25 protein-coding genes and 1 pseudogene are annotated in these 25,252 nt (G+C 74.1%); 10 read left to right on the forward strand and 16 right to left on the reverse strand.

What is annotated here, in order from left to right:
• Positions 1-39: 39 nt before the first annotated feature.
• Positions 40-753: pseudogene (locus ACFYR0_RS08330) on the forward strand (PIG-L deacetylase family protein); the annotation flags it as partial.
• Positions 754-761: 8 nt separating this feature from the next.
• Here ACFYR0_RS08330 and ACFYR0_RS08335 read toward each other — a convergent pair.
• Together ACFYR0_RS08335 and ACFYR0_RS08340 are read right to left on the reverse strand one after the other, a co-directional pair.
• Entirely contained in the window at positions 762-962 is a 201-nt protein-coding gene (locus ACFYR0_RS08335) for a DUF5999 family protein (RefSeq protein WP_386380035.1), read from the reverse strand.
• A gap of 129 nt (positions 963-1,091) precedes the next feature.
• Positions 1,092-2,570, reverse strand: a complete 1,479-nt coding sequence (locus ACFYR0_RS08340) for a cytochrome P450 (protein WP_389323246.1) — start codon at positions 2,568-2,570, stop codon at positions 1,092-1,094.
• 109 nt (positions 2,571-2,679) lie between these two features.
• Here ACFYR0_RS08340 and ACFYR0_RS08345 point away from each other — a divergent pair, with 109 nt between their 5' ends.
• Both ACFYR0_RS08345 and ACFYR0_RS08350 read left to right on the forward strand, forming a co-directional pair.
• Positions 2,680-3,288 carry a TetR/AcrR family transcriptional regulator gene (locus ACFYR0_RS08345; protein WP_389323249.1) on the forward strand — a complete coding sequence of 203 codons (609 nt, stop codon included), beginning with the start codon at positions 2,680-2,682 and terminating at the stop codon, positions 3,286-3,288.
• 239 nt (positions 3,289-3,527) lie between these two features.
• Entirely contained in the window at positions 3,528-4,253 is a 726-nt protein-coding gene (locus tag ACFYR0_RS08350) for a DUF2470 domain-containing protein (protein ID WP_389323252.1), read from the forward strand.
• Here the strand turns inward: ACFYR0_RS08350 and ACFYR0_RS08355 are convergent.
• From ACFYR0_RS08355 to ACFYR0_RS08370, 4 genes are all read right to left on the reverse strand, one after another.
• Positions 4,221-5,441, reverse strand: coding sequence for a lactonase family protein (locus tag ACFYR0_RS08355; protein WP_389323255.1), 1,221 nt, complete (start codon positions 5,439-5,441; stop codon positions 4,221-4,223). The genes ACFYR0_RS08350 and ACFYR0_RS08355 overlap by 33 nt on opposite strands.
• Positions 5,442-5,515: 74 nt before the next feature.
• Entirely contained in the window at positions 5,516-6,541 is a 1,026-nt protein-coding gene (locus ACFYR0_RS08360) for a hypothetical protein (protein WP_389323258.1), read from the reverse strand.
• 109 nt (positions 6,542-6,650) lie between these two features.
• Positions 6,651-7,922, reverse strand: coding sequence for an aromatic acid exporter family protein (locus tag ACFYR0_RS08365; protein ID WP_389323261.1), 1,272 nt, complete (start codon positions 7,920-7,922; stop codon positions 6,651-6,653).
• A 41-nt stretch (positions 7,923-7,963) separates the two neighbouring features.
• Positions 7,964-8,458, reverse strand: coding sequence for an FBP domain-containing protein (locus tag ACFYR0_RS08370; protein ID WP_389323264.1), 495 nt, complete (start codon positions 8,456-8,458; stop codon positions 7,964-7,966).
• Positions 8,459-8,766: 308 nt separating this feature from the next.
• Between ACFYR0_RS08370 and ACFYR0_RS08375 the strand changes: the two genes are divergently transcribed.
• Positions 8,767-10,056: an ROK family protein gene (locus ACFYR0_RS08375; RefSeq protein WP_389323266.1), complete on the forward strand. Its 1,290-nt coding sequence runs from the start codon at positions 8,767-8,769 to the stop codon at positions 10,054-10,056.
• Positions 10,057-10,353: 297 nt separating this feature from the next.
• Positions 10,354-10,587 (forward strand): hypothetical protein, encoded by a 234-nt coding sequence (locus tag ACFYR0_RS08380; RefSeq protein ID WP_389323269.1) that lies wholly within the window; start codon positions 10,354-10,356, stop codon positions 10,585-10,587.
• Positions 10,588-10,625: 38 nt separating this feature from the next.
• Here the strand turns inward: ACFYR0_RS08380 and ACFYR0_RS08385 are convergent, their stop codons facing one another.
• A complete protein-coding gene (locus ACFYR0_RS08385; protein ID WP_389323272.1) occupies positions 10,626-11,654 on the reverse strand; it encodes an SDR family oxidoreductase in 1,029 nt (342 codons plus the stop codon).
• Positions 11,655-11,827: 173 nt separating this feature from the next.
• On the opposite strand from ACFYR0_RS08385, the gene ACFYR0_RS08390 reads away from it, so the two are divergent.
• Positions 11,828-13,453 (forward strand): helix-turn-helix domain-containing protein, encoded by a 1,626-nt coding sequence (locus tag ACFYR0_RS08390; protein ID WP_389323275.1) that lies wholly within the window; start codon positions 11,828-11,830, stop codon positions 13,451-13,453.
• Positions 13,454-13,699: 246 nt separating this feature from the next.
• Here ACFYR0_RS08390 and ACFYR0_RS08395 read toward each other — a convergent pair whose 3' ends face one another.
• Entirely contained in the window at positions 13,700-14,731 is a 1,032-nt protein-coding gene (locus ACFYR0_RS08395; protein ID WP_389323278.1) for a PHP domain-containing protein, read from the reverse strand.
• Between the two features lie 244 nt (positions 14,732-14,975).
• Between ACFYR0_RS08395 and ACFYR0_RS08400 the strand changes: the two genes are divergently transcribed.
• On the forward strand, positions 14,976-15,212 hold the full coding sequence (locus ACFYR0_RS08400; protein WP_389323281.1) for a hypothetical protein: 237 nt from the start codon (positions 14,976-14,978) through the stop codon (positions 15,210-15,212).
• Here the strand turns inward: ACFYR0_RS08400 and ACFYR0_RS08405 are convergent.
• The 3 genes from ACFYR0_RS08405 to ACFYR0_RS08415 all read right to left on the reverse strand — a co-directional run bounded on the left by ACFYR0_RS08405 (position 15,193) and on the right by ACFYR0_RS08415 (position 17,105).
• On the reverse strand, positions 15,193-15,774 hold the full coding sequence (locus ACFYR0_RS08405; protein WP_389323284.1) for a VanZ family protein: 582 nt from the start codon (positions 15,772-15,774) through the stop codon (positions 15,193-15,195). The two genes, ACFYR0_RS08400 and ACFYR0_RS08405, sit on opposite strands and share 20 nt — an antisense overlap.
• A 63-nt stretch (positions 15,775-15,837) precedes the next feature.
• A complete protein-coding gene (locus ACFYR0_RS08410) occupies positions 15,838-16,515 on the reverse strand; it encodes a DUF4230 domain-containing protein (protein WP_389323287.1) in 678 nt (225 codons plus the stop codon).
• 209 nt (positions 16,516-16,724) lie between these two features.
• On the reverse strand, positions 16,725-17,105 hold the full coding sequence (locus ACFYR0_RS08415; RefSeq protein ID WP_389323290.1) for an anti-sigma factor antagonist: 381 nt from the start codon (positions 17,103-17,105) through the stop codon (positions 16,725-16,727).
• A 240-nt stretch (positions 17,106-17,345) separates the two neighbouring features.
• Here ACFYR0_RS08415 and ACFYR0_RS08420 point away from each other — a divergent pair, with 240 nt between their 5' ends.
• Entirely contained in the window at positions 17,346-18,203 is an 858-nt protein-coding gene (locus ACFYR0_RS08420; protein ID WP_389323293.1) for a hypothetical protein, read from the forward strand.
• 31 nt (positions 18,204-18,234) lie between these two features.
• On the opposite strand, the gene ACFYR0_RS08425 is transcribed toward ACFYR0_RS08420, so the two are convergent.
• The 3 genes from ACFYR0_RS08425 to ACFYR0_RS08435 form a co-directional block, all read right to left on the reverse strand.
• Positions 18,235-18,537, reverse strand: a complete 303-nt coding sequence (locus ACFYR0_RS08425; RefSeq protein WP_389323296.1) for a DUF4235 domain-containing protein — start codon at positions 18,535-18,537, stop codon at positions 18,235-18,237.
• 65 nt (positions 18,538-18,602) lie between these two features.
• Positions 18,603-19,616: a glutathione S-transferase family protein gene (locus ACFYR0_RS08430; protein ID WP_389323299.1), complete on the reverse strand. Its 1,014-nt coding sequence runs from the start codon at positions 19,614-19,616 to the stop codon at positions 18,603-18,605.
• Positions 19,617-19,868: 252 nt separating this feature from the next.
• Complete coding sequence (locus ACFYR0_RS08435) at positions 19,869-20,321, reverse strand: nitroreductase family deazaflavin-dependent oxidoreductase (RefSeq protein WP_389323302.1); 453 nt, start codon at positions 20,319-20,321, stop codon at positions 19,869-19,871.
• A 304-nt stretch (positions 20,322-20,625) separates the two neighbouring features.
• Between ACFYR0_RS08435 and ACFYR0_RS08440 the strand changes: the two genes are divergently transcribed.
• Complete coding sequence (locus ACFYR0_RS08440; RefSeq protein ID WP_389323305.1) at positions 20,626-21,072, forward strand: nuclear transport factor 2 family protein; 447 nt, start codon at positions 20,626-20,628, stop codon at positions 21,070-21,072.
• A gap of 9 nt (positions 21,073-21,081) precedes the next feature.
• Here ACFYR0_RS08440 and ACFYR0_RS08445 read toward each other — a convergent pair whose 3' ends face one another.
• A complete protein-coding gene (locus tag ACFYR0_RS08445) occupies positions 21,082-21,714 on the reverse strand; it encodes a LysE family transporter (RefSeq protein ID WP_389323308.1) in 633 nt (210 codons plus the stop codon).
• A gap of 447 nt (positions 21,715-22,161) precedes the next feature.
• On the opposite strand from ACFYR0_RS08445, the gene ACFYR0_RS08450 reads away from it, so the two are divergent.
• The gene (locus tag ACFYR0_RS08450) at positions 22,162-22,689 is read left to right on the forward strand and encodes a flavoprotein (protein ID WP_389323311.1); all 528 of its coding nucleotides are present in this window, start codon (positions 22,162-22,164) and stop codon (positions 22,687-22,689) included.
• 13 nt (positions 22,690-22,702) lie between these two features.
• Here ACFYR0_RS08450 and ACFYR0_RS08455 read toward each other — a convergent pair whose 3' ends face one another.
• Positions 22,703-25,099 carry a SpoIIE family protein phosphatase gene (locus ACFYR0_RS08455; protein ID WP_389323314.1) on the reverse strand — a complete coding sequence of 799 codons (2,397 nt, stop codon included), beginning with the start codon at positions 25,097-25,099 and terminating at the stop codon, positions 22,703-22,705.
• Between the last annotated feature and the right edge of the window lie 153 nt (positions 25,100-25,252).

The raw sequence follows: 25,252 nt of genomic DNA on the forward strand, positions 1-25,252 counted from the left end.
GGAACGCGGCAGTTCACCCGCCCGGCTACGCCGCCGGTCATGACAGAGATCGCCCAGCTCCGGCCCCTGCCCGAGGACCGGCAGCGCGCTCTGGCGGTGGTGGCCCACCCCGACGACCTCTAGTACGGCTGCTCGGCGGCCATGGCCCAGTGGACCGCCGCCGGTCGCGAGGTCGCCTATGTGCTCGCCACGCGCGGCGAGGCTGGCATCGACGGTCTGGACCCGGAGAAGTGCGCCCCGCTGCGCGAGCGGGAGCAGCGGGCCGGTGCGGAGGCGGTCGGTGTCCGGAGGGGGCGAGTTCCTGGCCCACAAGCACGGTGTGATCGAGTACGGCACGGCGCTGCGCCGGGACATCGCCGCCGCGATCCGCCGCCACCGGCCGGAACCGGTGATCACCCTCAACCACCGGGACACCTGGGGCGGCGTCGCCCGGAGCACGCCCGACCACGTGGCCGTGGGCCGGGCCGTGCTGGACGCCGCGGCCGACGCGGGCAACCGCTGGATCTTCCCCGAACTGGCCGCCGAGGGCCTGAAACCCTGGAACGGCGTCCGCTGGGGGCCGTCGCGGGCTCCAGCACGCCCCCCCCACGCGGTGGAGGCCACCACCCCCGAGGGCCTGGAGCACGCGACGCGCTCGCTGCCGGCCCGTCGCAGCTACATCGAGGCCCTGACGAGCGAGGCCCGGAGACCTTTGTGCGGGGCCTCCTCACCGGCAACGCCCGGGCCGCCGCCGAGCGGAACCGGGGCTGGCCGAGGGCGTCTCAGGCGGCCGCGGCCATCGCCCCGGGAGCGCGGTGCGGGTCCACCACGCGTCCGTCCGGCAGGAGTTCACCGGTGTCGTCGAAGACGATCGTCCCGTTGCACAGCAGGCTCCAGCCCTGCTCGGGACGGGCCGTGACGACGGCCGCGCCGTCATGACGAGGGCTGTCGGCGGTGGGGCACTGCGGCTGGTGGCTGCACATGACGTCTCTCCTCGACCCGTGGGCTTCCCGCGTCGGCTCGGCTGCCGGGGCCCGTCGGACGGGCCCTCCCCACAGTCCTAGCCGACGTTGTTTTCGTCCGGATGAGGAGACCCCCACAAGGCCGGGGACTCAGCGGTGAGTTCGCGCTCCGGCGGGCCTGCGTCCGGCCGCCGGGGCCCCGCGCCGCCGCAGTCGCATCCGCAGCCCCTCCGGCATCAGGGTGAGCCGCTCGGCCACCCGCAGCCGGTACTCCGGGTCGGACTCCAACTCGTAGCGGCGCAGCAGTAGTCCGAGCACCAGCGTGGCCTCGTGCAGCGCGAACTGCCGCCCGATGCAGGCCCGCGCGCCAGTGCCGAACGGTTTGAAGGCGTGCGGCGGCCGGGCCCGTACGGCGGCCGCGTCGAAGCGGTCCGGGTCGAAGCGCTCGGGCTCCGGACCCCACACCTCGGGGTCGCGGTGCAGCGAGGCGATCAGGACCAGCGCCCAGGCGCCCCGCCGCATCGGATGCGTCCCGGCGAGGACGGTGTCCTCCCGTGCCTCGCGGGCGAACGCGGGCGCCGTCGGCCACAGCCGCAGCGACTCGTCCAGCACCCGTCGCACATAACGGAGTTTGGCCACCTGCTCGTATCCCGGGGTGTCCGCGTCGCCCCACACCCGGTCGACCTCGGCACGGGCGCGGGCGGCGGCCTCGGGATGCAGGGCCAGATAGTGCAGGGCGAAGGAGAGCGCGCCGGAGGTGGTCTCGTGGCCCGCCACCAGGAAGGTGATCACCTGGCGGCGGACGTTCTCCGCGGACAGCTTCTCCCCGGTCTCGGGGTGGGCGGTGCGCAGCATCAGGTCCAGCAGATCGCCGCCGCCGGTCTCGCCCGAGGCGCGCCGCTCCGCGACGAGCCGGTCGACCGTGCGCTCCATGTAGGAGATGTCGGCCGTGTTCCGCCGCGAGGCCCGGCGCAGCAGCAGTGCCGAGGGGACGGTGTTGAGCCGCTGGGCGTAGCTGAGCGTGCCGACCATGGCGTTGACGAAGGGATGCGGGCGGTCGCGCTCGAAGGAGCCGAAGTCATGGCCGAAGCCGGTGCGGGCGATCGTCTCCAGTGTCAGCTTGGTCATGTCCCCGGGCACGTCCACGGACCGTCCCGCGCCGGCGGCGGTGTCCCAGTGGTCGGTCAGCCGCCGGGCCACGTCCAGCATCATCGGGTGGTAGCCCGCCATCGCCTCCCGGCTGAAGCCGGGTGCCAGCACGTCGTGCGCCAACTGCCAGTTGGGCTCGTGGTTGTACGCGGTGAACAGCCCGTCCCCGGCGACCGGCCGCAGATTGGCGATGCCGAGGCCCACGTGCTTGGCGAACCGTGACTCGTCCGCCAGGTCGGCGACCAGGTCCGCGCCCCACACGAACACGAACTCCCGGCCGAAGATCCGCCGCCGGAAGACCGGTCCCAGCTCACGGGCGTAGCGCAGCGAGTCCTGGACCGGGGTGTGCCGGCTGGCGCCGATCACATCGCCCAGCAGCGGCAGCCGGCGCGGCGGGTGCGGGATGCGGTGCAGCTGCGGCCAGCCGTGCTCGGCGCTGCGGAATCCGCTCGGCAGCCCGTCCGGTGTCGTCTCCGCCATGACGTGATCTCCCTTGACCCACCGGCGCGTTGGGCCAGTGTTGTACGTGGGTTCAACAACGGCCACAGTCTCGGTCCCTTGTTGAATCCGCGTCAAGTAGAGTGCGCGCATGGCCGCGAACCAGGGTGGGCGCACACGCCGCCGGCTCAGCACCGAGGAGCGCCGTGAGCAGCTGCTGTCGGTCGGTGCGAAGCTGTTCTCGGAGAGTCCGTTCGACGAGGTGTGGATCGAGCAGGTCGCCGAGATCGCCGGTGTCTCCCGGGGCTTGCTGTACCACTACTTCCCGACCAAACGGGACTTCTTCGCAGCCGTCGTGGAGCGCGAGAGCGAACGCATGCTCCGGATGACCGAGGCGGTGCCCGGTGTCCCCGTGCGCGGGCAGCTGAACGCGGGGCTGGACGTCCTGCTGGAGTACGTGGAGACCCATGCCCACGGCTTTCGCGCCTTCCATCGCGCGGAGGCGGCCGGCGACCAGGCCGTACGCCGTGTCCACCGCCGAGCCCTCGCCGCGCAGGAGAGGCAGATCCTCGCGGCCCTGGCCGCCGACCCCGAGTTCGGGCCCGGTTTCGCCGGCCGCCCCGACCTGCCGCTCGCGGTGCGCGGCTGGCTCGCCTTCCTCACGGCCGTCTGTCTGGAGTGGCTGCGCGGCTCGGAGCTGACCCGGGAACAGGTGCGCGACCTGTGCGCGCGGGCGCTGCTGGGTGTCGTGGGCGACTGAGCCGCGGCGGTGAGTTCGCCCGGACGGCGGTCCGCCGGGTGGCGCGGCCTGCCGCAGCTGCTGTCGGCGGCGGTTTCGCAGCGGGAGTGGGTGCGGGTGCGGGTTGTGGTGGGCTGGTCGCGCGGTTCCCCGCGCCCCCGGGAGGGGGCGGCGCCCACTGCCCCGTGTGATCCCTGCTTGGCGGCGGACGTGAACTCCGATAGGTTAGGTGAGCCTTACCTAATAAGGAGGATGTACGGATGGGTGACAGCCACACCTGGACGGCCGTGCCCGGCGCGGCGGAGCAGGCCCGGTCGGTGCTCGCCGCGGCCTGGTCCTGCGCGGTGACCGCGGACGGCGGCCGTGAGGAGCTCGTCGGCGCGCACACCGTCGGTGAGGACGGCCGGGTACACCTCCGGGTCCCCGAGGACAGCGCGCTGCTCAGGGCCGCGATCTTCGCCCCTCGAGGCGAGCCGTCCGCCGTGCTGGAGTTCGCCGACGTGGCCCCCGTCCCGCTGCGCAGCCGCATCCGGGCCCGGCTCTGGGTCGCCGGCTGGTTCTCCGCCGAGGGCGAGGGCCTCGCGCTGCGGCCCACTCGCGTGGTGCTGCGCCGCACGTCCGGGGCGGAACTGGTCGATCTCGACGAGTTCACCGCCGCCGCGCCCGACCCGCTGGCCGCCGCCGAGGCGCAGCTGCTCACCCACCTCGCCGACGCCCACCCCGACGCCGTCGAGCGGCTCACCCGGCTCGTGGAACCCGACAGCCTGCACGGCGCCGTCCGGGTCCGCCCCCTCGCCGTCGACCGGCACGGCCTCACCCTGCGCATCGAACGCGCCCGCGCCCACGGCGACGTACGCCTGCCCTTCCACGCTCCCGCCGACACCGTCGCCCAGCTCACCGAGCGGGTGCATGTGCTGCTCGGGCAGGCCGCTGCCGCCGCCTGCCCCCGCGCCCTACAGCGGCAGCGCGCAGACCGCGACCGGTGACGCGAACGGCCGCCCCGCGAGCCGCAGTCCGCCGCTCGACGCGTCCACCCGGAACACGCTCACCGTCGACGACCGCTGGTTCGCCGTGAACAGCAGCCGCCCGTCCGGCGACAGGGCGAGATGCCGCGGGAAGTCCCCGTCCACCGGCACCGTGTCCAGCAGCCTGAGCCGGGCCCCCGCCTCCTCCACGGCGTAGCGGGTCACGCTGTTGTGGCCGCGGTTGGCGAGATAGGCGAAGGCGCCGTCCGCCGTGACCGCGAACTGCGCCGGATAGCTCGTGCCCGCTCCCGTCCCCGTGGGCTGCGGATCGCCCACGGTCAGCCGCCCGTTCGCCCCGTCCCAGGCGCAGACGGCCACGGTGTTGTCGGTCTCGTTGGCCAGATAGGCGTACGCGCCGCCGGGATGGAACGTCAGATGACGCGGCCCGGCTCCGGCCCTGGTGCGCGCCCGGCCGGTCTCCTCCAGGGTGCCCCCGCGCGGATCGAGGCGGTAGCTGTAGACCGTGTCCGTGCCGAGGTCCACGGCCAGGACCGTCGACGGGTCGGGCCCGGTCACGAACTGGTGCGCGTGCGGGCCCTGCTGCCCGGGGCCGGGCGCGGGACGGGAGTGCGTGACGACGTCCGTACGCTCACCGATCGCACCCGAGGCCTCGATCGGATGCACGGCCACACTGCCCGACGCGTAGTTCGCGCTCAGCAGCCAGCGCCCGTCCGGATGCACCGACACCTGGCAGGGCCCCGCCCCACCCGTGCCGCGGCTGCCCAGCACCTTGCGGTCGGCGAGCCGTACGGCCGTCACGGCACCCTCCTCGCGCTCGCTGACCGCGTACAGCGTCCGCCCGTCCGGATGCACGGCGAGATACGACGGGTCGGCGACCTCCGCGAGCAGGCCGACCGGACCGACCCGGCCGGTCCTCGGGTCGTACGAGGCCAGGCCGACGCCCCGGCCGCCGCCCTCCGCAGAGGTGTACGTGCCGAGGTACAGCGGGCGGGGGCCGGACGCCCCGGACTCCCGCGACGACGGACGGGGCGAGGGCGTACGGCTCCCCGGCGAGTCGGCCGGGGGCGGGCTCGCGGACGGTGCGCTCCCCGGCGGCGACCCGGTTCCGCATGCGGTCAGCGGCAGGGCCGCCGCGGCGGCCGCCACGAAACGCCGCCTGCTCCAGCTCCCGGCCCTGCCGCTGCCCATGCCCGCACCTCGCCCGTCTCAGAAGGTGACAGCCACCTTGGCCTGCCGGGGGCCCCGGGGCAAAACCGGGTCCGTCACCAGTCGCCGTCCCGCACCGGCTGCCCGGGGGCGTCGCCCAATTGCTTCACCTGGTGCGGGGCGGGCGGCTGCCAGGGTTCGTGGTCCTCGCCCAGCCAGTCCCCGACCGGCTTGACGGCGGCGAGGGTGTCGGTGGGCGCCAGGTCGTCGGCCTCGTCGTCGTAGTAGTCGAACCAGGGCAGCCCCGCGCGCGTGTAGGCGGCCCGGTCCACGGGGGAGGGCGGCGGCTGCTCGCCGGTGATGCGGCGCCACTCCGGAGGCGTGACCAGATGCACGAAGACCCGGCCCGAGGCCTCGGCGTCCCAGTCCGTCGCCGGACGGTCGTCCCGGTAGACCTCCTGCCGCATCGACCCGCCCACGCCGAGGCCCATCGCCGTGCTCCGCGGCCGGGCCCCCGCGGGGGCGGGCGCCGCGCCCGGGGCGGGCGGCGGGGCGAAACCGGCGGCGCCGTACGCGGGCGGGGCGAGCGGAGGCCGCTGCGCGAGGAGCCGCTGCTGTTCCCGCCAGGCGGCCGCCGCCTCCTCGGTCAGCGGGAACGACCGCAGCTGCACCCCGCCCCACGACTCCTCGCCGGTGACCTGCCCCTCCACGGTCGCCCCCAGCCCCAGCGGTACGGCGACGAACTGGCGGACCGTGCCCTTGCCGGAGTTGATGCCGTCCAGCCAGGGCTGGCGCGGCAGCACGAGGTAGTTCTGCGGGTCCCGCCGCAGCCGGTCGCTCCACGGCTTGCCGGAGACCGCGCAGACCTTGCCCACCCCGACCTGGAGCGCGGCCGGCCCGGTGGTCCCGGCGAAGCTCAGCCACATCGCCTCGCGCAGATACACCGGCAGCATCACACCGCCGCGCGCGAGCCACTCGGCGGGCGCGGTGTCCGGGTAGTCGGTGACACGGCGCAGCGGGAACTCGCCGATCCCCGGGGGCAACGGATGCGTGCCCTTCTCGGGCAGCCGCAGGGTACGGAAGAACCGCACCGCCACTCCGCCCGGCAGTCGCAGCGTGTTCCCGTCGATCCGCACGCTCATGTACGCCCCCTCCTGTGCCGGAACCCCGGCTCGCGAGCCCGGTCCGCGGCCCGGACCGCCAGCCCGGTTCGTTGGCCCGGTCCGTCCGCGCGACGGCCGGGCACGTTCCTCAGGAAGAACGCCTGCCGCCCGTCGCCCGGTTCCGCCGCAGCCTGCCCAGCCACTTCCGCCGCAGCAGCCGCCTGCGCTCGCGCAGCGAGGCCAGCCAGGGCATCCGCTCCCGCTGCTCGGTCGCGCAGCGGTCGAGTTCCTCCAGCAGCCGGCGCGAACGGTGCTCGGTGTCCATCTCGTCGAGGATGCGGTTGACCTCGGTCAGCACGGCCCCGCGCAGCTGCCACTGCTCGGCGTCCTCGCGCACGTCCTCCAGCAGCAGCGCCGCCAGCTTGTCGCGGGTGGTGCCGGCCTGGCGCAGTTCGGCGGTGAGCCGGGCCTCGGCGGACTCGGCGCTCACGCTCACATGGGTGGTGACCAGCACCGCGAAGCTGACCACCGCGTCGGCGATCTCGGACAGCAGCTGCTCCAGGACGGCTCCGGTCTCCTCCCGGAACAGCGGCTCGGGCTCGCGCTCCTTGGCGAGGTCGGTGAGCGTGCGGGCCAGCACCCGCAGCACGACCGTGCAGATTTCCAGTGTGTCCAACCCGGTGCGCAGCACGATGCGGTACAGCAGTCCCTCGCGCACGCGCGGGTTCAGCCGCAGGCTGTCCTCGGCCTGCCGCAGGGCCGCGTCCACCCCGACGATGTCGTGGTCCAGCCGCCGCGCCTCGTGCAGCCGGGCCGCCGCGCGGGCGTGCGGGGTGCGGCCGGAGGCCTCCTCGCCGATGCGCAGCATCAGCTGCCGCACACGGCGGGCCAGGTCCTCGATGGACTCGCCCGCCTCGCCCACCCACACCGGTGGCGGCAGCAGCACGTTGACGGCCATCCCCACCACCGCGCCGATCAGGGTCTCCAGGACCCGCGCCCAGGCGGTGTCCCCGACCGCGGTGACGCCCAGCACCAGCATGGCGCTGATCGCCACCTCCGGGACGTACTCGTCGACCCGCACCAGATGGCCCACGGCCAGCGAGGCCACGATCAGCAGCGCCAGGCTCCACCAGGTCAGCCCCACCAGGAGGCTGAACGCGATGGCCACCAGCACGCCCGCGACCACGGAGTTCACCCGGCGGATGCCGTTGGTGAGGGTGGCGTAGAGGGTGACCTGGACGACCAGGAGCGCGGTGAGGGGCGCGGTGAGCGGGGGCGCGTCCTCGGGGCTCAGATGCAGGGCGATGACGTAGGCGATCGTGGCCGCGGCGGTCGACCGCACCGCCTGCACGACCAAGGGTTCATTGTGCCGCCTCGCCATGCGCACGAGGGGCTCGGGCAACTCACGTACCACGCGCATCCTTGTGGCTGTTCCCCGTCGGGCCGCCTCATGAACGCCCCTCAGGTGTACAGCTTGTCCAAGAAAGCGGAGAGATGTCCGGCGGTACGGGCGATCTGCTCCTCCACCGTCAGGCTCTCCTGGAAGCGGCCGCCGGGCTGGGACGCCTTCTTGCCCCGGACGTACAGCGAGCACGCGAGATCGGTGCACATGTACAGCCCGACCGAGTTGCCCTCGCGGCCCGCCGTGCCCGCCTTGCGCGCGGTCATCAGGGACACGCCGCCGCCCGGGTGGGTGGTCAGGCACAGCGAGCACATGCTGCGGTGCAGGAATCCGTGCCGGGAGGGCGGGTAGCGCAGCGCGACGCCGGCCGGTCGTCCCTCGCGCTCGGTCACCAGATAGCTCCGGTCCGGCGCCCCCGGGTCCCGCCAGCCGAGGAAGTCCAGGTCGTCCCAGGGGCGCTCGTCGAGGTCGCGCGGCACCGCGAGTCGCTTCGCCTCGCCCTTGGAGCAGTTGACGAACGAGTCGCGGATGTCGTGCTCGGTGAGTGCCCTCATGGTGGCCGCCTCCAGAAACCTAAAGCTTTTAGGAACACTCCTAGGGTAGGCAGCCGGAGTGGCCTGGTCCAACCGAATTCGCCGTGGTCCCCCCGGTCCGGGTCCGGGCCGTCCGTGCGAGCCCCGCCCGCCGGTGCGCGATACCCTCGCCCGGTTCGTGGCGCCCATGGGTGCGCGGACGGCGCGAGCCGGCGTCCCGGGGTTCGGAGCGCGCTTCGCTCAGTACGTGAATTAAGGGCCGGTGGATATCGCGTCCAGCCCGGTCACAGAGGTATGTTGCAGGTCGGGCAGGGGGCGAAGGGAGCCACATGGCGGGGCGGAACGGGCGTACGGTACGCGATCTGAGGCGGGCCAACCGCACGGCCGTACTGCAACGGCTCTACTTCGACGGACCGCTCAGCCGCTTCGAGCTCGGCCCGGCCACCGGACTGAGCTCCGGCTCGGTGAGCAACGTCGTCGCCGACCTGGTGGCCGACGGACTGGTCGAGGAGGCCGGCAGCGTCGACTCCGACGGCGGCCGCCCGCGAACCCTGCTGCGCGTGGCCCCCGGCAGCGGCCACATGATCGGCGTGGACGTCGGCGAGACCCGGGTGCGCGTCGAGCTGTTCGACCTCACCCTCACCGAACTGGCCCGCACCGAGCGCCCGCTGGTTCCCCAGCACTACGACGCCGCCGTGGTCGCCGGGCACATCCGCGACGGCATCGACGAGGTCCTCACCGCCGCCGGCATCGCCGCCGACAGGCTCCTCGGCGTCGGCATCGGCGTCCCCGGCATCGTCGAGCACACGTCCGCGCGGGGCGCCGTCGTGCACGGCCAGACCATCGGCTGGAACGCCGTCCCCCTGGAGGCGCTGCTGCGCGAGGGCCGGCGCCTGCCCGACCCCGTCCCGTTCTTCATCGACAACGGCGCCCGCACCCTCGGCCAGGCCGAGATGTGGTTCGGCGGCGGCCGCGGCGCCCGCAACGCCGTCGTGGTCCTCTTCGGCTCGGGCGTCGGTGCCTGCATCGTCACCCCCGAGGTGGAGCACGGCCGGGCCGTCGAATGGGGGCATCTGACGGTGCGGGTCCGCGGCCGCCGCTGCCGCTGCGGCGCGCTCGGCTGCCTGGAGGCCTACGCCGGCGCCGAGTCGCTCCTCGAACGCTGGCGCGAGGCGGGCGGGCAGCCGCCCGAGGGCACCGACGAGGAGACCGCCCTCACCGCCATGCTCGCCGTCGGCTACCCCGAGGCCGGCGCCGAGCCCGACCCGGTCGCCCTCGCCGTGCTGGAGGAGACCGCCGAGTACCTCGGCGCCGGACTGTCCGACCTGATCAACCTCTTCCAGCCCGAGCGCATCCTCATCGGCGGCTGGGCGGGCCTCCAGCTCGGCCCGCACATCCTGCCCGCGGTACGCCGGCACGCCGTCTCCTACGCCCTGCGCCACCCGGCCGAGAAGGTCACCGTCGACCTCGGCCGCCTCGGCCCGGACGCGGTCACCGTCGGCGCCGCGATCCTGCCCCTGGCCGACTTCTTCGCCCGTGGCGGCCGCCGCCAGGAGCCCACCCCCGAGGAGCCCGCACCGGCCTGGCGCGCGGCCCTGGAGGAGCGCGCCCTGCACTAGGGCCCTTCTGACGGATCTCCGCGGCGTCGCGACGCCCGGCACGCACTCTCCCCTGCCCCAAGGGCGCGGGAGCTGCCCCCAGCCGCACGGCGCGAAGGGACAGGTGGCGGCTTCGCCACATGACCCTCCGCACCGCACACCGATCGCCCGCACCGGACGCCGCTCCTTCTCCCACGGAGATCCAGCAGAAGGGCCCTTGAGCCGCCCCGGAGTTTCGCCCGGCGCGCGTCGCGGTACCCGCGAGAACGTGTCGGGGAACACACACTCCGGGCGCACTCCGGGCGAAAGGAGCAGGTCATGGACGATCACCGGGACCAGACGCCGGGCGGCGACGGCACGCCCACGCCCCGGGACATGCCGGACCAGGAGGCAGGGCACCGGGACCGCTGGGACGCTCCCGCCGATCCCGACGACCCGGGCGCCGACGAGGACGTGCCCGACACGGACGAGGCCGGCACGGGCCGCCGCGGCGGCGCGCACAGCGCGGGCACCCACCCGGACCAGCCGGTCCCCGACGAGCCGTCGGGGTAGCGGCCGCCGGTCCCGGGACCAGCGGCCCGGCCGGGCCCTCACCCCACCTTGCGCCCCCGCAACGGCTCCGTGTCCGCCCCCGCCCCCTGCCGCAGCCCCTCGAGGAACTCCTCGACCGCCTCGGTGGCCGAGCGACTCGGCTCCCAGCCCAGCTCGGTACGCGCGCGCGTGCAGTCCATCAGCGGCAGCCGCAGCACCGCGTCGAACAGATGCGGCGAGGCGGGCAGCAGCCGGATGCCCCAGGCCGCCGCCATCGCCGTGCGTACGGCCGTCGGCGACATCCGCACCGTGCGGGTGCCGGTCATCTCGCCCAGCAGTGCCGCGTCCACGGCCGGCTCCGCCGCCAGGTTGAACGCCCCGCGCACATCGAGGTGCACCGCCAGCCGGTAGGCCTCGGCCGCGTCGTCGGTGTGCAGCGCCTGGACCCGCAGCCCGGGGATGTCGGGCAGGAACGGCAGCAGACCCGGGCGGGCCAGCGGCCCCGGCAGCAGCCGCCCGCCGAAGATGCGCCGCTGCTCGCTCGCCGCCTCCCGCTTGAACAGGAAGGCCGGCCGCATCCGCACGACCCGCACCTCGGGACGCTCCCGCTCGAACGCGTCCAGCGCCCGCTCCAGATACGCCTTCTCCCGGCAGTACGCGGCGCCCGGCCACCCGTGCGTCGGCCACGACTCGTCGACCACGAGGTTCTCCGCCCCCGGCGAGTACGCGCCGACCGACGAGGCGTGCACCAGCACCGGCACCCGCGCCGCCGCCACCGCGTCGAACACCCGGATCGACCCCAGGACGTTGGTCCGCCAGGTGGCCGCCGGGTCGTGCGTCGGCTGGAACGCCCAGGCCAGATGGATCACCGCGGAGGCGCCCGCGAACTCCCCGGCCAGATCCGCCCCCTCGTCCGCGACGTCCACCGCCGACCACTCGGTCTTCGCGGGCGACCAGGCGGGACGCCGCCGGGCGAGCCCGCGGACCGACCCGACGCGCGGATCCTCCGAGAGCAGTCGCACCACGCTCGTACCGGCGTTTCCGGTCGCTCCGGTGACGACGATCCTGCCGCCCGCTGTGCCGCTCACTGTCGGCTCCTCTCGGCCGTTCACTCTGGACAGGCCGACCGAGTACCCGGCGGCGGCGCCGTGAACGCGCCAGTGGGTAGGGTGCGTGGCGTGGCACGGAACTTGGGAGCACGGGTGAGGACGTCGGTGGCCGCGCCGGCCCGGACGAGGCGCCCGGCGCGGGTGGTGACCCGATGACCGGCTTCGACGCGATCGACGCCCTGCTGGCCAACGCCCGCCAGGAGGTACCGCTGCCCCCGGCCGGTGAACGCCGTCCGCTGCGCGAGGGCCTGAACGTCTCCCGCGCCCAGCTGGCCGAGGCCCTCGGCGTCAGCCCGTCCACGGTCGCCGGCTGGGAGACGGGACGTGACCCGGGCGGGGAGGTGCGCGAGAAGTACGCGTACTTCCTGGAGGGGGCCCGTACGAAACTCGCGGAGCGGTCCCGCGCGGCCACGGCGGCGCCGACGGCCGAGGACACCGGCGAGTCCGACGCCGACGCCGACCCGTCCGAGGCCGGGCCGGCCGGGCGAGGCCGGGCGCCCGCGACGCCCCGGGACGCCGGGGGCCCGGACGACGGCGACGACGACGTGGAGGCTCTCTCCACCCCCCGCCCCTGTGTGCTGTGCGGCGCCCCCGCCCGCCACCAGGTCGCCGGGTTCCCGCAGCACCTCGACCCCGCCGACTGCGGTACGGCCCCGGCGCCGCCCCAGCCCGCCCAGGAGCAGGCACCCGCCGCACCGGCCGCCCCGAAGCCGGACCCCGTCGCCCCGCGGCACCCCCGGGCGTCCGGCCGGGCGCAGCCGAAGTCCGTCCGGCTCGTGCCGGTCGGCCGCCGGATGCGCACCGCGGCAAACGACGGGCCCGACCTCGTGGGCGAGGCCGTGACCGCGGCACTGGCCAAGCACGGCGGCGACCTGGAGGCGGCGACGGCGGCCCTGGTCAAGCGGGCCATCCCGGACGCGATGGCGCTGCTGGACGAGACCCGCAAGGGCGGCCGCTACGACGTGGTGGCCCACCCCTGGATCCCGGAGATCCTGCGCAAGCAGACCACGCGCGGCGCGGACCAGATCTGGGAGGCCCGCCCCAAGTGGGCCCGCCCGGCGCTCCCGCCCGGGGCGCACGAGGTGACGGCGCTCGACGTCAACGGCGCCTATCTGTCGGCGCTGAAGACACATCTGCCGATCGGCCAGCTGGAGCACTCCACCGGCTTCGAGCACGACCGCCGCCGGGCGGGCGTCCACCTGATCACGCCGCCCGCCTGGGACCACGGCGAGGATCTGCCGAACCCCATCGGCAACCGTGACGAGCCGGGCCCGCTGTGGGTCACCGAGCCCACCCTGAGGCTGTTGCTGCGGTTGTCCGGGCCGAAGTACGGGCTGTGCGACCCGCCGGAGATCCACGAGTCGTTCACCTCGGGCGCCACCGAGAACCTCCTGGAGAAGTTCCGGGTCGCCCTGAAGGACGCCCGTGACAGGGCCATCGCCGAGGGCGACGAGGTGACGCTGGAGTACGTCAAGGCGATGTACTCGAAGTTCGTCTCGACCATGGGCGAGTCCCACTACAACCGGGAGCTGTACCGCCCGGACTGGATGCACATCGTCCGTTCCCAGGCCTTCGCCAACCTCTGGATGAAGGCCTACAAGGCGCACGAGGAGGGCCTGCTCGTGGTCCGCGCGATGGGCACCGACGAGCTGCACCTGGTCGGCGACTGGCGGCGGGTCTTCCCGGAGGGCCGGGGGGTGTCCGAGGTGAAGATCAAGGACGTCTACACCGTCGGCGAGGACGTCGATCCCGCGGCGGCGGGCGATCCGGAGAGCTGACCGACGGCTCCGGCCGCCAGGGGCATGGAAGAGCGGATGGTAAAGAGCCCCGGCCGCGACGGGGGAATCACGGCCGGGGCGGCTCTGTCGTGGGCACGGACGGCGGTCGCCTCTCGGCGAGGGCTCCACAGGGCTTCAGCCGAACGATCTTCCCTGCGGGCTGTGAAGGTGAGGCCCGGGGACACTGTCCCGCCCGCACCCACGGTCAGTTCAACGGGCAACCACCCCGGAGTGTTCCGCCGAATGTCACCGTTTGGCGTGAGGTGCGTCACCTCGTGTCCATGTGAGAAGTCTATCCGCTGACCAGGTGGTGACCACCCGCTCGGCGGGAACCCCGCACTCCGCGGCCCGCGCGCAGCCGAAGATCTGCCAGTCCAGCTGGCCCGGCGCGTGCGCGTCGGTGTCGACCGAGAACAGCGTGCCCGCCGCCACGGCCCGGCGCAGCAGCCGGCGCGGCGGGTCCAGCCGCTCGGGCCTGCTGTTGATCTCCACGGCCGTGCCGGACTCGGCGCAGGCGGCGAACACCTCGTCCGCGTCGAAATGCGACTCCGGGCGGCCCCGCTCGGTGATCAGCCGCCCGGTGCAGTGCCCGAGGACGTCCGCGTGCGGATTCCGTACGGCCCGCACCATGCGGCGGGTCATCGCGCGGGCGTCCATGCGCAGCTTGGAGTGCACCGAGACGACGACCACGCCGAGCCGGGCCAGCAGCTCCGGGTCCTGGTCGAGGGAGCCGTCGTCGAGGATGTCGCACTCGATGCCGGTGAGCAGCCGGAAGGGCGCCCAGGTCTCGTTCAGCGCGGCCACCGTGTCCAGTTGCTCGCGCAGCCGCTCGGCGGACAGGCCGCGGGCCACCGCGAGCCGGGGCGAGTGGTCGGTGAGCACGGCCCACTCGTGGCCGAGCGCGGCCGCGGCCCGGCCCATCTCCTCGATCGGGCTGCCGCCGTCCGACCAGTCGGAGTGCAGATGGCAGTCCCCGCGCAGGAGGGCCCGCAGTTCCTCGCCGCCCTCGCCGGGTGCCGCGGGGGCGACCTCCGACTCCAGCTTCGTCAGGTACTCGGGCACCTGTCCGGCCAGTGCCTCCCGTACCACCTGGGCGGTCTTGGGGCCGATGCCCTTGAGCGACTCCAGGGTGCCCGCCTCGGTCCGCCGCCGGACCTCCGGCGGACCCAGCTCGCGCAGGGTCCGCGTGGCGGTGCGGAAGGCGCGGGCCCGGTAGGCGGGCGCGAGCGAGCGCTCCAGCAGCAGGGCGATCTGCTCCAGTGCCTGGACGGGTTCCATGTCCACCTCCCCCTCCAGGGTTGCCCGCCGCCCGGCACCCCGCACGATGGGCCGCCGGAACGCGGCGTCCGCGGCACCGGACCGCCGTCGACCCCGGCTCCGCCGGAGCGTGGCGTCCGCGGCACGGACCGCCGTTGATCCGGGCTCCGCCGACGCGCTGATCCCGGCTCCGTCGGAGCGTCGGTCCCGGCCCTCGCACACCCGATCCAGTCATACCCGCCGATTCCGCTCTACGCTCTATGGCATGACCGAAATCGCGAGCCCGCACATCTCCCGTCCGCGGATCATGGTGCTCGGCGTACAGCCGGGTACCCCTCCGTTCCGGATCGTGGAGATCGACGGAGAGGTCGTCGGTGAGGCGAAGGCCGTCACCGACGTGCTGCAGGCGGCCGCCGCCTTCGGCATCACGGTCCACGACCTGGACGACCCGGACGTGGTCCGCTGGGTGGGCGGCGACAAGTTCACCTGGAGGCTCCACTAGGGCGGGCGTCCCCGGACGCCTTGGCGGCGGAGCCCGGCCGCGGGTCCGGTGTCCGGTGCCGTCGCGCGTGCACGGCCCGGCCCAGCCGGCGCCCGAGCAGCACATGGCCGAGCAGCGCGCCCGCGGTGTTCAGCAGGACGTCGTCGATGTCGAAGACCCGCCCGGTGACCAGGGCGCCCTGCGTCAGCTCGACCAGCAGCATGACCGTCGCGGTGAGCAGGAGCACACGCAGCATCCGGTGCCGGCGGGGCTCGAGCACCGGCACGAGGATCCCGAACGGGACCCCGAGCAGCAGGTTCCCGCCGATCTGCCGGACCGCGTCCACCGGGTCCGGGCCGTCGAGGTAGGCACGCACTGAACTGCCCGGCCGGACGTTGGCGTGGGTCAGCGCCTCCGAGGCGGGTGAGGGGTCCAGCGTGAGCCGGGCCAGGACCACCGCGAAGGCCACCATGCAGGCGAAGGCGAGCAGCATGGCCAGCAGCCGGACCGGGAGCGGCAGGCCCGCACGGGCGGCGGGGCGGGGACGGGCCCGAGAGCGTGCGGGCGGCAGGACACGGACCATGGATTCCTCCACTCTCGACTGCGGTGCGGTGCGGGGCTGTTGTGCGCCGGGCCGTCCGGCGGGTCAGCTTCCGGCCTTCGATGTGCCGTACGTGACGCGGACCTCGGTGAAGCCGAGCGAGCGCAGCAGGCCCGAGAGCATGTCGGTGGTGTTCCGCTCGGCCCGCGTGGTCAGTTCGCTCTCCTTCGCCGCGTCCGCGATGTGCCGTACGGCGAGCTGCTGCACGGCCTGTTCGCCGTTGGGGTTGTCGGAGAACAGATCGCCCAGCCGGTCCAGCAGGCCCCGCTGCTTGGAGACCGCGTAGGAGCGGTCGGGGTCGAGCGCGGGCGTGCCGAGGGCGGCGTGGGGCAGCCGCAGGGTGGCCGAGGTGCGGTCCTCGTTCACCGTGATGTCGTCCTCGCCGACCATGCCGAGGTCGACGTACGCGTCGACGCTGCCCGCCCCCACGTACAGGGTGCGGGTGCCGCGGACCGCGTCGGGCAGGTACTTCGCGTCCTTCTCCAGGTCGACCACCACCTGGAAGGAGCCGGAGGCGGCGTCGTAACGGCTGATGTCCTTGATCGACTCCAGCAGGGCGGGACCGGAGCGGTCGCGGGTCTCGGTGCCGAAGACGTCCTTCAGGCCGGGCAGCGCGCTCAGGGCGAGCCCGGCGGCCAGCAGCATCAGTACCAGGAGCACGGCGGCGGCCGCCCAGACCCCGCCGGACAGGCGGCGGGGCAGGCGTGCGCGAGTCGTCGTCACGGGGTCCTCCTTCTTCCGGTGCAGTCCGTCTGCCCGTCAACGGGCTTTCCAGACCGACCAGTTGAAGCAGAAAGGAGGCGTGCTCCGTGCGCCCCCGCGGGCGCCGCCGGCACGGCCGCACCGGGGGCGGGGCCTCGGTCGGGGCCACGGGCTCAAGTGGCGTGCACGGCAAGGCTGTAGGAGGTCTCACACCGGTCGCGCGGTACGGCTCACCATGAACCCGTCGCGGTCTCGGGCTGTTCCAGGACCGTGTCCAGGGTCGCCTTCGGCGGCAGCAGCAGGCTCATCCCCGTGACCCGCAGGACGCGCAGGGTCAGCGGATGCGTGCAGACCAGATGCACCTGCCCGCCGCCCTCCAGTACGCGGGATCTCGCACGGGCGAGCAGCCGCAGCCCGGAGCAGTCGAAGAACTCCACCCGCCCGAGGTCGAGTACGACCCGTGCGCCGGGCCGCGCCGTGGCGGCGTCCAGATGCGGCAGGATCTCCGCCGCCGCGGCGATGTCGATCTCGCCGCGGAACTCCAGGACCGTGTGTCCGCGGTCCGACCGGAGGCGAAGATGCCGGGTGAGCGGCGGGGGATCGTGCTGCACGACGACTTCGCCTCCAACGCGGACCGGGCCCAATTCCGTTCTCTGTTCTGCAAGTTACCCTCGAACGCTCGATCTGCAGCATGTTCGGTTGACATATGTCGTCGAATCGCGACCGAGATCGTCCCCGACGTCCGTCCGTGGTGCGGCGTCCGTGCGGCCGTGACGGGAACGTGATCGAACGGTTCGGGCCGCTGCCACGTCGTAGGAGGGACACGACGGCGTCGGACAGAGGGGAGCGCCATGCGCCGGGGGATTCTGATGGCGGGTGCGGCACTCGCGGCCACGGTGACGGTGACGGGCTGCAACGATGCCGGGGGCGAGGACCTGGTGATCACCGGCACCGCACCGGCCACGCCCTACCGCGGCCCGCTGCACGTACCGGCGCAGGGCGTGGACGAGGACGAGCACGGACCCGAGGCGGCCCGGATCCGGTCGGGGGCGGCCGGGCGCGCCCTGGAGTGCACGGGGGAGATCTACTCCGGAGACGGCGGGGGTTCGTGGAGCGAGGGCGACGGCGGGGAGACACCGGAGCAGGGCCTGGAGACGTTCTTCGACATCGAACAGCCGGACCTTCCGCGCACCGGCTACCGCGTGGAGCGCGAGGAGCGGGACCGGGTGCTGTTCTCCCTGGACGTCGACGGCCGCACCAAGGTCGCCGTCGTGGTCGCCGAGGACCGCGCGGGCGCCCCCGGCTGGGGCCCCGAGGCCAGCGCGTCCTGCGACCCCTCGGAACTGCCCGACAGCTTCGTGGCCGACCAGCCCTACGACCTGTGGACCGACGCGACCGGCGACCGGCTGCCCTACACGCGCGTCCACAGCTACCGCGGCGCGGAGCACTGCGACTGGCAGGACGCCGACTTCATCGCCCTCGGCGACGCCTCCTACGGCCGCGACCCGGAGGGCGTGCTGCCCGAGGGCGCGCTGACCTCCGAGTACGACGGCGACGCCCGGCTGCCCGAGGGCGCCCGCGACACCGGGTACCGCCAGGGGGACCGCGCCCTGTGGCGCGCGCCGGACGACCCGTCCCGCGTCTACGTCCGTGACGGCGGCCGGGTCCAGGCCTGGCCGCGCGTCAAGGACGACTTCGGCTGCAAGTGACGGACCAGGCGGTCCCCGGCCCGTCCGGGCCTCAGGCCCGCCCCTCCTTGTCGGCGGCGGGCCAGGTGCCCGTAGAGCGTTCGATGGCCTTCGCGCCGCCGCGGTCCACGGCGCTGCGGACCGCGGCGAAGATGGCGCCCTGGAGCGCGGCCGCGAAGAGGATCTCGCCCCAGCCGCGGTCGCGGTCGAGCGCGTCGGGGGCGTCGTCCTCGTGCCGCAGCGCTCGCCAGGTCCGGCGGAAGGCCAGGCCGGACAGGGCACCGCCCGCCCAGCCGAGGGCGAAGCCGATCGGCTTGTACACGAGCGGCAGCTTCTGCTTCTTCTTCCTGGCCACGGAGGACTCCTTCGGAATGGTCGGGAAAGGGGATGGTGGGGCAGCCGGGCGGCCGGCGATCCGGCTCAGGGCCGGCCGGCGGCCGGCACCGCCTCCGCGGACGGGACCGGGCCGGGCGGTGTGCCGTCGCCGAAGGGGCGTCCTCCCAGGATCTCGCGGTGGTGCGGGGCCGACCAGCCGGAGCTGTCCGGGCCGAGGGGGACGACCTGGGTCGGGTTGATGCCGGTGTGGACCTGGTAGTAGTGGCGTTTGATGTGGTCGAAGTCGACGGTGTCGCCGAAACCGGGGGTCTGGAAGAGGTCGCGGGCGTACGCCCACAGCACCGGGTTCTCCGTCAGCTTCCAGCGGTTGCACTTGAAGTGGCCGTGGTAGGCGGCGTCGAACCGGACCAGGGTGGTGAACAGCCGGATGTCGGCCTCGGTGAGGGTGCCGCCCACGAGGTAGCGCTGCCCCTCCAGCCGTGCCGCGAGCAGTTCGAGGCGCCGGAAGACACCGGCGCACGCCGCCTCGTACTTCTCCTGCTCGGTGGCGAAACCGGCCTTGTACACACCGTTGTTGACGTCCTCGTAGACGCCCGCCATCACCTCGTCGATCTCCTCCCGTCGCCGCTCGGGATACAGGTCGGGGGCGCCGTCCCGGTGCAGGGCCGTCCACTCCGTGGCGAGGTCCAGGGTGATGCGCTGGAAGTCGTTGGTCACCAGCCGCCCGCTGGGCACGTCCACGATCGCCGGAACACTCACCCCGCCCGGGTGGCCGGGCTCCCGCCGGTCGTACGCCTCGCTCAGATAGCGGATGCCGAGCACCGGATCACGGCCGTCCGGGTCCAGGGTGAAACGCCAGCTGCGGTCGTCCTGGAGCGGATCGGCGACCGCCAGCGACAGCGCGTGCTCCAGGCCCAGCAGCCGCCGCGAGATCAGGGCGCGGCTCGCCCACGGGCACGCACGGCTCACCACCAGCCGGTACCGCCCGGCCTCCACCGGCCAGCCGTCCCGGCCGTCCGCCGTGATCCGGTCCGTGAAATGGCTCCTCGACCGCTGGAACGGCTTCCTGCCGTACCCGCTGTTGCCGCTGTCGTTCATGCCGGCCAACCTCCCCACCGCGCGGCTTCCACGTCCGGGTACCCCGATTCCGGCGACGGAACGGATCTTCCTCGAAGCGACCGAGGCGTGACCGGCCGGGGGCCGGCAGGCCCGGGAGGCACGGGGAAGCCCCGCCGCGACGGGGGAGCGCGGCGGGGCCTGAAGGTCGTCTGCCCGGGTCGCGCGTGTTCATGCGCCCGGGGTGCCGGATTTCCGCGAGGTCGGCGCGATCCCAGCGGTGATCCGGCGTGATCAGTGGTGTCCGGCGACCGGTTCCAGCACGAAGACGGGGATCTCGCGGTCCGTCTTCAGCTGGTAGGAGGCGTACGGCGGGAACGCCGCGACCGCGCGCTCCCACCACTCGGCCTTCTCCGAGCCGAACACCTCGCGGGCCTTCATGTCCTGCTGGACGGGACCGTCCCGGAGCACGACGCGGGGGTCGGCCTTGACGTTGAAGTACCAGACGGGGTGTTTGGGCGCGCCGCCGAGGGAGGCGACGGCGGCGTAACGGCCCTCGTGCTCGACCCGCATGAGCGGCGTCTTGCGGATCCTGCCGCTGCGGGCGCCGAGGCTGGTGAGGAGGACGACCGGGCGCCGGGTGCCCCGCAGGGTCGTGCCCTCGGTGCCGCCCGAACTCTCGTACAACTCCACCTGATCGCGGACCCACTTGGTCGGGCTGGGCTCGTACTCGCCCTCGAGAGGCATGGCAACTCCGTCCGGTCGTCGCGTGCGAGTGTCCTGCCGCGAGTGGCCTGCCGCGCCGCACTCGCACCGTGCTGCAACAGCGGCACGCGCCGGATTCATCCCGAGCGCCGTGCCGCGACAGCGGCCCGTGCGCGTTTCGTCCCGCCGAGCGCGCCCGTCCCGGCAGCCGGATCCGGCCACCGCCGTAGGCCCGCGGGGCGTGGCCGGGCGGCGTGAATGCCCCACGCCTGATCGCGCCCGAACGGCCCGTCGGGCACAGTCGTGATCACCGCGTGCGAGACCTGCCCAAGGAGAGCGAACGCCCATGAGCGCCACCCCCGGCCCGACGACCCGCTCCGTCGTCGAGGAACTGCTGCGCCGCATCGGCCAGGGCGACCCGGACCGTATCGCCGAGCTGTACGCCGACCGCGTGGACTGGCGCCTGAACTGGCCCGAGGACGAGCACGGCCGGGCCACGACGCCCTGGATCAGGCCCCGTTCGACGCGCACCGACGCGGGCGCACACTACCGGGAGCTGACCGAGCACCATGTCGCGGAGCGGGCGGCCACACGCGTCGAGCGCATCCTCGTGGACGGCGCCGACGCGGTGGTCGTGGGCGAGATCAGGCAGACCGCCAAGGCCACGGGACGTTCCTATCGCGCCAGATTCGCCCTGCACCTGACCGTCGAGAACGGCCTGGTCGTACGCCATCACGTCTACGAGGACTCCCTCGCCGTGCTGCGGGCCTTCGCCGTCACCGGCGCCGAGTAGACGGCGGGCTCATTCCGGCGCGAGCACCATCCGGACCGCCAGCGCCGTCATCACCGCGCTCGACACCAGTGCCGTGATCAGCCGCCCCCGGGGTCCGGTCAGGGCCCGGCCGAGCAGGGCGCCGCCGCCCGCGAGCAGGAGCTGCCAGCTCGCGGACGCGGCGAAGGCGGCGAGCACGAAGGCGGTGCGCTCCACGGTCCCCGTCCCCCCGGTGCCGCCCGCGCCCAGCACCAGGGCTGCGAAGTAGATCACCGTGGTGGGGTTGAGCAGGGTGACGCCCAGGAGTCCCAGGTACGCCCGCCCCGGGCTCGGCGGGGGTGGCTCGGAACGGGTCGCCGCGCGGTGGCCCCGGTGGCGGCGCAGGGCCGCGATCGCGCCCAGCGCGGCGAGGGCGAGCAGGACCAGGACCGAGAGCCAGCGCAGGGGTTCCAGGAACGGGCGCAGCAGGGCGGCCAGCGCGGAGCCGCCGAGTACGGCGGTGAACGCGTACAGGCCGTCGGCCGAGGCGACGCCGAGAGCGGCGGCGGCGCCGGTGCGCAGGGTGGTGCGGGCGGTGAGGGAGACGAGGTAGGTGCCCACCGCGCCGACCGGGATCGCGATGCCGTAGCCCGCGACGAGGCCGGCCACCAGCGCGGTGGTCATGAGCGGGGCGGGGTCGGTCCCTCCGGGTGGCCGCCCCGCTGTCGGGTCCGCGGGGTGTGGGCGGTGGCGTGCGGCGCGGGCGGCAGGTGGGGTGTGGTGGTCATGGCGGGATCCTGCGGTGCGGGGCGGGGTGGGAGCAAGGGGTTATCGCGGGTGCGGGTGCGGAATGCCGGTCCGATCGCGGCCGACCGTGCGTCGTGGCCGTTCGCGCCCGCGCGGCGGTGGCCGCACATCGAGCACAGCCCCGCGCGTCTACCCCCGCGCGTCTGAGGAACCTAGAGCGTTGCCCGTAGCAGGGCTCGCGCCGCTTCCCGGGCCTCGCGGGCCGGGGCCGGCCGGTGATGTCGGCGGTGACCATGGCGCCCTCCGCGGTCCGCGTCCCGCGGCCGAGCGCGGCGTGTCCTTCCCGCCCAAGTGACCCGTCCGGCCTGCCAGTAGGGTGCCCGGATGACCGAACAGGCCGCAGATCCCTTCCTGTACGTCGTCGTGTGCGCCGCCGGAGTCGCGTCCGGGGTAGGTGAACTCGTCGCCGCGGCACGGCACAGGGGCTGGGAGGTCGGTGTCCTCGCCACCCCCGTCGCCATGAACGGCTTCTTCGACACGGCCGCCCTGGAGAGGCTCACCGGCCGTCCCGTCCGCTCGGCCTGGCGGACACCCGGCGAGCCGCGCCCGTTCCCTGCGCCGGACGCGGTCGTCGTGGCACCGGCCACCTTCAACACCGTCAACAAGTGGGCGGCCGGCATATCCGACACCCTCGTCCTCGGCACCCTCAACGAGGCCTGCGGACTGGGCGTGCCGATCGCGGTCCTGCCGTGCGTGGCCGACGCACTGGCCGCGCATCCCGCGTACCGGGAGAGCCTGACGCGCCTGCGCGGCATGGGAGTCCGCTTCGGCGGGTCCCGGTCCGGGGAGTCCGCCGTCGGGCCCGGCTTCGGCTGGGAGCGGGCGCTGGACCTCCTCGACGCGGTGCCTTGACAGCCAGGGGGTCCTACGGCGTGATGCCCGGGACGGCGTCCTCGTCCAGCACGCCGAGTTCCGCCCAGATCGTCTTGCCGTCGGCCGTGTGCCGGCTGCCCCAGCGCTGGGTGAGCTGGGCGACGAGCAGCAGGCCCCGGCCGCCCTCGTCCCAGGTCTTGGCCCGTCGCAGATGCGGCGCGGTGTGGCTGGTGTCGGAGACCTCGCAGATGAGGGTGCCCGTGTCGTGGATCAGCCGCAGCCGGATCGGCCGGGCGCCGTAGCGGATGGCGTTGGTGACGAGTTCGCTGACCACCAGTTCTGCGGTGAACGACACCTCCTCCAGCCGCCAGGTCGCCAGCTGCTCGCCGACCTGCCTGCGGATCGGGGCGACCAGCGCGGGGTCGGCCGGGATGTCCCAGGTGGCGACGCGGCCCGCGGGCAGCCCCCGGGTGCCCGCCAGCAGCAGGGCGACGTCGTCGGCGATGCCGTCCGGCGGCAGCAGCGCGGCGAGGGCCCGGTCGCAGGTCGCGTCCAGGGACCCGGTGTGCCCGTCGAGCGCCTCGCGCAGCAGACGTCTGCCGACCTCGGCGTCCCGGTCGCGGGACCAGATCAGGCCGTTGGTGTAGAAGGCGAGCAGCGTGCCCTCGGGCAGATACAGCTCGGTGGACTCGAACGGCAGCCCGCCCACCCCGAGCGGCGGTCCCGCGGGCAGCTCCACCTCGTGCGCCGCGCCGCCGGGGTGGAGCATCACGGGCGCGGGATGCCCGGCCCGCGCCAGCGTGCACTTGCGCGACACCGGGTCGTACACCGCGTACACACAGGTGGCGCCCACCTCGCCGGGCCTGCCCGCCTCGCCGCCGCCGTCCTCCGAGAGCCGGACGACGAGATCGTCGAGATGGGTGAGCAGCTCGTCGGGGGCGAGGTCGATGTCGGCCAGCGTACGGACCGCGGTGCGCAGCCGCCCCATCGTGGCCGAGGCCTGCACCCCGTGCCCCACGACGTCGCCGACGACCATCGCCACCCGCATGCCCGACAGCGGGATGACGTCGAACCAGTCGCCGCCCACCCCGGCCCGCGCGGCCGGGAGATAGCGGGAGGCCGCGTCGACGGCGGCCGTGCGCGGCAGCCGGCGGGGGAGCAGGCTGCGCTGCAGCGCGAGGGCCGTCTCCCGCTCCCGCGAGAAGCGGCGGGCGTTGTCGATGCACACCGCCGCGCGTGCCGTGACCTCCTCGGCCAGCAGCACGTCGTCGGGGGTGAACGGGTCGGGCCGTCGGAAACGGGTGAGGACCGCGACGCCCAGCGTGGTGCCCCGGGCCTGGATGGGCACGGACATCGTGGAGTGGATGCCGTACTCCTGGACGCGTTCGCGGCGCGCCCGGGAGCGGGCCAGCCACTGGTCCAGGTTGCCGCCCGCCACCGAGGCGACGGTGGTGCGGCCCGCGACGAGCGAGTCGGCCTGCGGCGAGGAGGCCGGGTAGGTGTCGAACTCCCCGGGTTCGACGACGGCCTCGGGGCTGCCCGGGTTCACCGACTGATGGGCGATCCGGCGCAGCCCGACGGGCACGGTCACCCGGGTCGGCGGGTCGCCGCTCTGCTCGTCGGCGTCCAGCAGGTCGACACTGACGAAGTCGGCCAGCGCGGGTACGCACACATCGGCCAGTTCCTGGGCCGTGCGGGCCACGTCGAGGGTGCTGCCGATCCGCACGCTCGCCTCGTTGACCAGCTGGAGCCGCTCACGGGCGAGGTAGCTGTCGGTGAAGTCGTGGGCCGCCATGCACACCCCGCGCACCCGGCCCGTGCCGTCCATGACCGGGGTCATCCGGGCCAGCCAGGCGTGCGCCTCCTCCTCGCCGCCGGTGCGCAGATACGTCTGCACATCGCGGGGCAGGCCGCTGGAGAGCACCTCCAGCGCGTTCCTCTCCAGCTCCTCGCTCTGCGGTTTCCCGCCGATCTCGGACAGCCTGAGCCCCCGGATCTCCTCCTGGGGCAGACCGAGGGTGCGGGCCATGGCGTCGTTGACCGAGTGCAGCCGCAGATGCTCGTCGTAGACGGCCAGCGCGCACGGGGTCTGGGCCAGCACCGACACCTCCAGCGGGTCGCCGGGCGGTCCCGCGGTGGGGCGTTCCAGCGGGGAGACGACGAGCCAGTGCGCCGGCCCGCTCTTCGGATGCCACTGATGGTGCACGAGCAGCCACACCACGACCGTACGGCCGTCGCGGTGGCGCAGGGGGACGGAGCCGTACCAGCGGTCGCTGCGGATCTGGGGGGCCGCGTCGGCGACGAGGTCCCGGGCGGGCTTGCCCAGGATCTCGGCCTCGGTCCAGCCGAGCAGCCGTCGGGCTCCCTCGTTCCACGAGGCCAGCGTGCCGTCCTCGGCGATGACGACCCGGGCCGTCGCGGCCTCGTCGAACGGGTAGACCAGGCTCATCGTCGCGGCTCCATCGCGCCCACTCTTGGTCAACGGGTGCGTCTCCTCCGTTCCAGCCTAGTGGTTCCGGCCGTTCCGGCGAACGGGGGCAGGGCGCGGCCGGGCCGGGTGGAGGGCGCGTGCCGGGCCGGAGCGGTACGCGCGGCCGGCACG

It is taken from the genome of Streptomyces sp. NPDC005017, assembly GCF_042873115.1.
Taxonomy (GTDB): domain Bacteria; phylum Actinomycetota; class Actinomycetes; order Streptomycetales; family Streptomycetaceae; genus Streptomyces.